Here is a 6153-nt window from a genome sequence, read left to right on the forward strand (position 1 = left end):
TCCACCATCTGGAACAGCTCCAGCGGAGTGTCGTTTCGCCCGAGCATCGCTCTACGCAGAAGAGGAGTTCACCAGTAGATTCGCTCCCTCAATCTACCGCTTCACACCCTGAGGCGCAGCGTTTTTCAACAGACTTCTAGAGCTATCGTGCAGGATAGCCACCCCTCCTGGCGGCCCTTCTCTCCCATCTCTCGCACCTCATCCCTTTTCAGTCGTGGCGGCGTGCGCCGCGCCGGAAACCACTCGGTTCCGGCTCCGAGACCCATACCCTGGAACCCATGTCCGCGACTCTCGAGAAGGCGCGCGCCAGCGAAGCCGCATCCGCCGGCCCGGCGGCGGGCCGCAAGGTACGCGTGGACGCGGTGGACCTGCTGCGCGGCATCGTGATGGTGCTGATGCTGCTGGACCACACGCGCGAGTTCGTGCACCGCGACGCGCCGCTCTTCGACGCGGCCGATCTCGCTCGCACCACCGTCCCGCTCTTCCTCACCCGCTGGGTCACGCACTTCTGCGCGCCCATCTTCGTCCTGCTGGCGGGCACGGGCGCGTCGCTGCAGCTCCAGCGCGGCAAGACGCCGGCCGAGCTCTCCCGGTTCCTGGTCACCCGCGGGCTCTGGCTCGTCGTGCTGGAGTTCACGGTGGTGCGCTTCAGCGTCGCGTTCGACCTGGACTACGCGGCGTTTCCGGGCATGATGCAGGTGATCTGGGCAATCGGCGTCTCCATGATCGTCCTCGCCGCGTTCGTGCGCTTCCCGGCGCGGGTGGCGGGTACGGCGGGCGTGGCGATCCTCCTCCTGCACAACCTCCTGGACCGCTTCCCGGTGCAGGGCTCTGCGCCGGTAGGTACGGGGCCGGCCGCGCTGCCGGCGCTCTGGATGGTGCTGCACCAGCCGGGCTTCATCCACGTGCTCGGCGCCCCGATGCTGGTGGCGTATCCTCTCCTGCCGTGGCTGGGGGTGATGCTGGCGGGCTACGCGCTGGGCTTCGTCTACTCGTGGGAGCCGGAACGGCGCAGGCGCTTCCTCGTGCGTCTGGGTCTGGCGGTCGTGGCCGGGTTCGTCCTGCTCCGCGCCAGCAACCTGTACGGCAACCCCTCGCCGTGGGCGACGCAGAAGAGCGCGGCGTTCACCGTGCTCTCGTTCCTGAACAACAGCAAGTACCCCCCGTCGCTCCTCTATCTGATGATGACGCTGGGGCCGGCGCTGCTGGCGCTCGCATGGATGGAGCGCGCGCGGCTGGGCGCCGTGGGGCGGGCGTTCCTGACATTCGGGCGCGTGCCGATGTTCTTCTACCTGCTCCAGTGGTTCCTGGCGCACTCCATCGGACTCGGCTTCGCACTGCTCGCCGGGAAGCCCATCGGGCACCTCTTCAGCTTCCCCGGCGGCACGCCGCCGCAGCCGGGAGCGGGGTTCGGGCTGGGGATGGTCTACGTCGCGTGGGCGCTGGGCGTGCTGATCGCGTACCCGCTCTGCCGCTGGTTCGCGGGCGTGAAGCGGAGGCGCACGGACTGGTGGCTGAGCTACATCTGACCGAACCGGAAACAGACGGCGCCCATCATGCAACGCGCCGGGGCCCGCGGGCGCCGGCGCGCTTTACATGCGGAATCGCGGACCCGAAAATTCCCGTCATCGACACCAGGACGAGTCCGGTGCTCCCGAACGGGGCGGAGCCTCCGGATGAATGGGTGGACTGAGAACGGTTCGAGACGGCGAACTGATAGCGTTAGGCCGCACGGCGTACATCCAAGCTGCCGTTTCTTCCGATGGCGGAAGGCAAGGGCAAGGCCTCGCGACGCTCCAGCCGACGCGTCGTTACCGGCTGCCTGTGGCAGCCATTGTCCGCCTCGGACGCGGCTGACAGTCCATTACAACGATCCCGTATCGTGCGGCTTCTTGACGAAGCCAGAAGTGCGTTGCAATCTTTTCGCGACCTCGCGTGCTGTTTCCGCTTCAGTCGGAGGTGTTGGATGTTCACCACCAAGCTGGAGTTGGACGTTGAGGCGCTGCGCGTGGAGACCACGCGCTGGAGGTCGGCTTCGTGCCGGAATGCGGCCGCGTTGGTCGTCTGGTACACGGTCTGGCCGCCTCGCCTGCCCAGCCCGCCACAACCGGCACCGAGTGCATCGCCTGACGCACGGAAGATCTACCGCGTTTGGTTCGAGGGAGACGGCAGGAAAGCCGCCCCCTTGTGAGTTCAGGAGGATTCGTTCGGAGGCCCAGGCGGGATGTTGACAAAACCTAACGATAGGTTTATAACTCAAGTGCCGACCATTCATAGGGAGGACGGGTTCGCGTTCCGAATCTACACCGACGATCATCGTCCGCCGCACGTCCACGCGCTCAAGGCGGGAGAGTTCGCCAAGATCGGGATTGGCGATTCAGCCAATTCAGCCGTGGTCCTCGATCCCGGAACGCTCGGTGGGCGAGATCTGGTGCGGGCCGTCAGGATCGTGGACGAGAGATGGACCGAATTTCTGCTGAGATGGAGTGAGATTCATGGCTAGAAAGCCGCTGACCGACCAGGAGATCCTGGCACCCGCGCCCCGCGCCAAGGCCGAGGCTCGCGCCGCCGCCGCCGCGGAGCCCCGTGCCGTCTCCGCGAGCTACGACGCTGAGCGGGACCGTATCGTGGTGGAGCTGCGGAACGGCAGCAGTTTTGCGTTCCCGCGCGCCGAGGGTGCCGGGCTGGCCGGCGCGACGGCCGAGCAGCTCGCGGCTGTCGAGGTCGAGTCGGATGGGGAGGGACTTCACTGGGAGGAGTTGGACGCGGACATCTCCGTTCCGGGCATCCTCTCTCGCTTGCTGAACGCGCGGGGGCTCGCCGCCCGCTACATGGGCCGCGCCACGAGCGAGGCGAAGGCCGCCGCGGTGCGGGAGAACGGCAAGAAAGGCGGCCGTCCGCGCAAGCTGTCCGCCGAGCCGGTCCACCCGGCGGCCAGTCGTCGCACCTCCAAGCACCGGACGCCGGCGGACACGCACTGACCTCTCTCGCCACGGCCGTACCGTCGTGCGGCGGGGGCACCGCCGAGGCTCGTGAGGGAACGGAGGAAGGCAAACGCCTCGTCAACGGAAGTCGTTGGCGAGGCGTTGCTCACGTTCCACGGGCTTGGAGCCGTGCTTCCGCGAGGGTCAGTGCAACAGAACGTACTTCAGCAGCGGCGCCGCATCGTGCTTGGCAGGTGAGGCGCGGAGCAGGCCGTCTGCGGCTCGCCGTAGCTACTTCAGCAGGCCGGAGCTCACCATCTCGCCAATGACACCGTCCACGATCACCTGGGCTCGCTTGGTGGAGTTCTCGTCGCTTCTCATCCAGTTGAGGTGCCGGCCGCGCGAGGTGGTGGACCACACGACACGTTGGGTCTTCGCGTCCTGCAGCGTCCACCGGAAGTCGTAGTAGTACCAGGAACCGGACTGCGTCGTCTGCATGGGGAAGATGATCAGCCGGTACGGGGCGGCGAAACGCCCCTCGTCCGCCGCGTTGCGTGCGATCACCTCGCGGACGGGAATGCGCTCGGTGCCGTGCACCCGCGCGAACTCGGCAGAGATGGGATCCTCGCTGAACCGGTGCTGCTCGCTCTCCACACCGTGGCTCCTCAGCGCGCTGGCGAGCTGTTGCTCGACCCCGCCGATCATTCGCGGACCCAGGTCGGCCGCGCGCAGGTCGAGGAACGAGTAGACGTACACGCTCGGCACGGAGACGGGCGGGCTGCCGGCCAGCGAAGTGGTGCCCACGAACTTCGGAGCCATCGCGCATCCCCCTGCCGCGAGGGTGAGCGACAGCGAGATCGCCGCCCGCACACCGCGGGCGAACGGCAGATGGCGGAGCTGCCGGGAATTGATCATGGTTTCTCCAGGAGTGCGGGATGAGAAGGCGGGTGGGTAGGTCGGCGTTCTGCGGTTCGAGCGCAGCCGTCTTCACGGCCGGGGAGCCGCGACACGAGGTGCCATGTGACGGCAGAACACCGGTGACGGTGTATGTGTCGCGGTGGGGAATGCTTGTCGGGCGGAACCGAGGGGCGATGGAGCGTGACGATCGAGACGGGGGCGCGGATGGGCGGATGGAGCGGGGGCCTCGTACAGCCGGTAATCTAGGCAGCGGCTTTTCAGGAGGCAATGATTTCGTGGTACCGTCGTGACGCTGGGTCTGCCTTGCCGCTGCACCGCACGTGATCTGCTAGGCGCGAACCCAGCCATGAGAAGGGACGGCGGTCTCCCGCGTGGATGAACGGCTCATCGGCGAGCGTCGGCCGATGGGGTTGTTATGACGACCGGTTCACTCGTATCCCCATTGCACGAACGCGAACGAGTCCGGCGTGAGGCGCGAGTCGCCGAAGAGGAGCGAGGTGTGCAGCCAATCCACCTGGAGCTTGCCGACCTCGTCCGCGGCGCCGGGGGCGGAGCGCTTGGTCTGCACGAAGGCGTACTGGCCGTCCTTCCACGCGAAGATGTCCCAACAGCCCGCGTACCGTTTCACGCTCTTGGACGCGATCTTCGCCAGCAGGCGCCGCGGCTCCTCCTCTTCGATGTTGCGGGTGCGCTGCTGGTCGCGCGGCACGTCGCTCCACTCCGTCAGGTACTTCCAGACCTCGCCCTTGGCGCTGTAGGTGCTCACCCAGCGCCCCTCCCACCCCTGCTTCTGGAGCAGCCGCAGAACCGCCAGCTCCGGCATCAGGTGCTCGCCGTCCATCTCCACCATCGCCCCGGCCTTCTTGCCGAAGTCGTCCACGAACGGCGCACCTTCCCACCTGGGGAAGCGCAGGTACATCCCCGCCACGTCCGAGACGATACGCCCGCTCAGCAGGTGGATGTTCGTCTTCAGCGGCACGCGGTAGCCGGTGCGCTCGGCGTGCGGGGCGAGCGCGTCCAGCACCGTCGTCGTGGTCTCTGCGGGCATCGGGGGAGCGTCTGGTCAGCAGGGCGGGGGAGGAGAGATTCGGGACGATGCGCGGGGCGGCCAAGGCGGCTCTTCGCGCATCGCCCCCGCCCAGCCGCAATTCGGATGCTCGCGCACGCGCAGGACGGCAGATGTGGAACCGCCGACCCCACATCTTCCGACGCTCGTGGATCCTGGCGCGGCGACATCGCGCGTCGTTCGATGAGAGCGTCGGCGGATCGTCCCCTTCCGATTCGGGCGATGTAGACGATCGGCCGCCCTGTGCGCCAGTGACTCGCGGGGGTGCTCGCGGGCGGGGGCGATGCGTGGCAGATTGTGCGGCTCGCGAGCCGATGCGTCCATTGCGAGGACGTCCGGCGATCCGGTCCGAGCAGAGCGGGGCAGATGAGCAACCCATACTTTCCGGTGCGGCGCGGGCTGTCCGTGCGGCGCTCCGGCATCCACGGCAGGGGCGTCTATGCGCGCATCCCCATCCCCGCCGGCACGCGCATCATCGAGTACCGCGGCGAGCGCATCACCGTGGCCGAGGCGGACGCGCGCTACCCGGACGACGGCCGCGGCGAGCACCACACCTTCCTCTTCGCCATCGACGACGACGTGGTGGTGGACGCCGCGTTCAAGGGCAACCTGGCGCGCTGGATCAACCACTCGTGCGCGCCCAACTGCGACGTGGTGATCGAGGACGGCCGCCTCTGGATCGAGAGCCTGCGCGACATCGCGCCCGGCGAGGAGCTGGCGTACGACTACAACTTCATCCTCCCCACGCGCCACACTGCCGCCGCCAAGCGGCGCTATCCCTGCGCGTGCGGAGCCGCGGAATGCCGCGGCACCATCCTCGGCAAGAAGCGCTGACCCGCGCTCCGACGTACGGATCGGCCTCCACGCGGGGACGTCGAACGAAGGATGCGAACGTTGGCGCCGGACATCGAGCGAGAGATGCACCGCTGTGCATCTCCTGAACTTCCAAGCAGTTGCGGAGGATGTGGCGCATCTTCCCGCTCGCCGTCCCGGGGCAGGTGGCGGGCGCTGCCTGACCCGGCGAACCGGGAGGCGCGAGGAGGGTATGGAGAGGCTCTGAATCGCCCGCCGTTGCAGGCTGCGCCTGGCCTGGAGCGGAACGCGGGGGTTGCCCCGCGGGGGAACGGCCGGTATATTCAGGGATCGATGCTGGCGGGCGCCGGGGCGGCGCACCGTGTTTCGAAGTGGGGAGCGGTTCGCCCCGCTTTTTTTATTGCGGTAAACCAGGGAAATCGCCCGGAGGGA

General features: G+C 67.8%; 5 protein-coding genes. 3 read left to right on the forward strand and 2 right to left on the reverse strand.

Features of this window, described 5'->3' with window-relative positions; all coding sequences use genetic code 11:
• Positions 1 to 278 precede the first annotated feature (278 nt).
• Both VFE05_13570 and VFE05_13575 read left to right on the forward strand, forming a co-directional pair.
• Positions 279 to 1529: a heparan-alpha-glucosaminide N-acetyltransferase domain-containing protein gene (locus VFE05_13570; GenBank protein ID HET6231097.1), complete on the forward strand. Its 1251-nt coding sequence runs from the start codon at positions 279 to 281 to the stop codon at positions 1527 to 1529.
• Positions 1530 to 2495: 966 nt separating this feature from the next.
• The gene (locus VFE05_13575) at positions 2496 to 2981 is read left to right on the forward strand and encodes a DUF2442 domain-containing protein (protein ID HET6231098.1); all 486 of its coding nucleotides are present in this window, start codon (positions 2496 to 2498) and stop codon (positions 2979 to 2981) included.
• A 234-nt stretch (positions 2982 to 3215) separates the two neighbouring features.
• Here VFE05_13575 and VFE05_13580 read toward each other — a convergent pair whose 3' ends face one another.
• Entirely contained in the window at positions 3216 to 3839 is a 624-nt protein-coding gene (locus VFE05_13580; protein HET6231099.1) for a hypothetical protein, read from the reverse strand.
• 430 nt (positions 3840 to 4269) lie between these two features.
• Entirely contained in the window at positions 4270 to 4890 is a 621-nt protein-coding gene (locus VFE05_13585; protein ID HET6231100.1) for a hypothetical protein, read from the reverse strand.
• A 384-nt stretch (positions 4891 to 5274) separates the two neighbouring features.
• Here VFE05_13585 and VFE05_13590 point away from each other — a divergent pair, with 384 nt between their 5' ends.
• A complete protein-coding gene (locus tag VFE05_13590) occupies positions 5275 to 5742 on the forward strand; it encodes an SET domain-containing protein-lysine N-methyltransferase (GenBank protein HET6231101.1) in 468 nt (155 codons plus the stop codon).
• Positions 5743 to 6153: the final 411 nt, after the last annotated feature.

Source organism: Longimicrobiaceae bacterium, from assembly GCA_035696245.1.
Taxonomy (GTDB): Bacteria; Gemmatimonadota; Gemmatimonadetes; order Longimicrobiales; family Longimicrobiaceae; genus DASRQW01.

Excerpts from the sequence above, each read along its gene's own strand:
- VFE05_13570 (HET6231097.1), top strand. The coding sequence starts at position 279 with ATGTCCGCGACTCTCGAGAAGGCGCGCGCCAGCGAAGCCGCATCCGCC.
- VFE05_13575 (HET6231098.1), top strand. The coding sequence starts at position 2,496 with ATGGCTAGAAAGCCGCTGACCGACCAGGAGATCCTGGCACCCGCGCCC.
- VFE05_13580 (HET6231099.1), bottom strand. The coding sequence starts at position 3,839 with ATGATCAATTCCCGGCAGCTCCGCCATCTGCCGTTCGCCCGCGGTGTG.
- VFE05_13585 (HET6231100.1), bottom strand. The coding sequence starts at position 4,890 with ATGCCCGCAGAGACCACGACGACGGTGCTGGACGCGCTCGCCCCGCAC.
- VFE05_13590 (HET6231101.1), top strand. The coding sequence starts at position 5,275 with ATGAGCAACCCATACTTTCCGGTGCGGCGCGGGCTGTCCGTGCGGCGC.